The organism is Aphanothece microscopica RSMan92 (assembly GCF_046613545.2).
Lineage (GTDB): Bacteria > Cyanobacteriota > Cyanobacteriia > PCC-6307 > Cyanobiaceae > NIES-981.
In genome coordinates this window covers 1-1,971 of the sequence record NZ_JBKKKY020000147.1, presented here as the reverse complement: position 1 = coordinate 1,971, position 1,971 = coordinate 1, and the positions used below count along the sequence as shown (strand labels likewise).

Genomic DNA, 1,971 nt, shown 5'->3' with positions numbered 1-1,971 from the left:
TGCCCGATTATCTGTCGACAAAAGACTGGCGCAGGCTGCTGGACGACAAAGACCACAAGTCCGTCAAGAAGACGGGCGTGTCCGAAACGCTGGACGACTATGCCTCGGCCAAGAAGAAGGACGACGTGGTGCGCATGGCCAGCACCTTGCAGGCCATCGTCGCCAAGGCGACCGAGGTCAAGACCGCGCAGAAGAAGTTCGACAAGATCGTCGACTTCCTCGAGACGACCATTTCCACCGCCAAGGGCGAATTGCAATCGCTGGCGCCGCGCCTCGACAAGCGGGCCGAGGACGCCGATGAAGAAGGCGACGACAGCACGCTGGCCAAGTCGATGGCCAAGGTGCGGCAGGTGGTCGACCCCGAAAAGGCGTGGAACTTCGTGCTGGTGCCGGGCAAGCCCACGGCCGGCTTTGTGGTGTGCCGCAAGACACCCAAGAAATCCGATCTGGAAAAGGCCTTCGAGATGCGCGGCAAGCGCGCACCGTTCTTCCAGGGCAGGATCTTTTTCGAGGCCGGGCGCTTTGTGCTGGAAACGCCGGAACAGCCGGTGCCGGGCAGCGCCAAGTCGGTCAAGAACGCGGTCGCCCTGCATGCCGAGATGACGATCAAGGTGGTGATGCGCGGCGGCGGCGTGACCCTGGACGACGAACATGACATCGAGCCGCAGGAAGAAGACGGCGGCACGCCCCAGCCGCAGACCGAGGATCCGAACGCCCGGGCCGTGGTCTATGGCCAGATGCTGGAAAAGTTCGACGATGCGGTCGACACGATGGTCAAGTCGCCCACGGTCAAGATCGAAGGCACGATCGACGGGCTGGTGGGGCGCCTGAAGATGTTGCGCGAACGCGTCAGCGCCGACAACACGCTGGAAGACCACGACCGCGGCTTGCTGGAAACCAAGATCAACGACCAGATCAAACGCCTGATCGCAGCGGCCGAGGTCGCGCCGGTATCGGCCAAGGCCAAGTATCCCGATCTGGCCTTCTGGGAAAAGCTGGCCGATCAGATCCAGCGGCTGGACCCCACCAAGCATGAAGAGGGCTGGAAACGCTTCATCGCGCGCCACGGCGAGATGGTGTCGCAGTAGACGACCGACACCGCCCTGTCGGATACCGAACGCGAGGAGGTGCGCGTGATCCTGGACAAGGCGCTGACGCTGGCGACCCAAAAGTTCAGCCGCCAGGGCCAGATGACCGAGGCTCAGATCGAGGACATCGACCCCAAGGTGACACAGCGCTTCCTCGCGCTGGAACGCAAGTTCGACCTCATCCAGCGCACCCAGGGGCTGGACCCCAAGCATGTGGAAATCGTCACCCGGCTGTTCAATGAGGTGAGGCTGTCCTATCGCGCGGGCGACCTGACCGCGAATTCCCCGGCGCTTGCCAAGGCCGAGGAGGCGATGGAACTGATGACCAAGCGCGCCCTGACAATGCAGCAGGAAGCGTCGCGGCTGCAGGGTCAGACGCAGGTACACCAGACGCTGAAACCCGCGATGGAACTGGTCAAGCGCGCGGCCTTTCCCGCCACCCGGATCAAGAACCCCAACGCGATCCGCGAGGCGGTGAAGACCGACAAGGACCTTCTGGCACTGATCCAGGCCGGGACGGTGGTGTCGAAAACCCCGGACCACAAAAGCTTTGACACCCTGGAAAAGGCCGCCCGCAACATGATCGCGGCCATCAAGAAGCGGGCCAGGGAAAACACGCCCCTGCCCTCGGATGCAGAGGCGCTGGATCTTGCGACAGCGGCGATCAGGCGTGGGCAGATGGCCAAGATGTCGCTGCAGTACGCCGATCTGGGCGATCCGCCCTGGAACGAGGCGCAGGCCGAGACGGCGATGGAACTGCAGTCGCAGCTGTTCTTCCTGGAAAGCGCCATTTCCACGGGCACGCCCAACTATTCCGCGCCCGCGACGGGCGGTGCGGGCGGCGCCAGCGGGTCGTGGTGGATCGAACGCGGCGAGGTGTCGT

Annotated in this window: 2 protein-coding genes; both read left to right on the top strand. The window is 63.8% G+C overall.

Annotated features, from left to right (window positions below):
* Positions 1-1,088: hypothetical protein (locus ACLD7X_RS16485; RefSeq protein WP_411424772.1), on the top strand; the 1,088-nt coding region annotated here is incomplete at its 5' end.
* Between the two features lie 39 nt (positions 1,089-1,127).
* Positions 1,128-1,971, top strand: an 844-nt coding sequence (locus tag ACLD7X_RS16480) for a hypothetical protein (RefSeq protein WP_411424771.1), incomplete at its 3' end; no start/stop codon positions are given.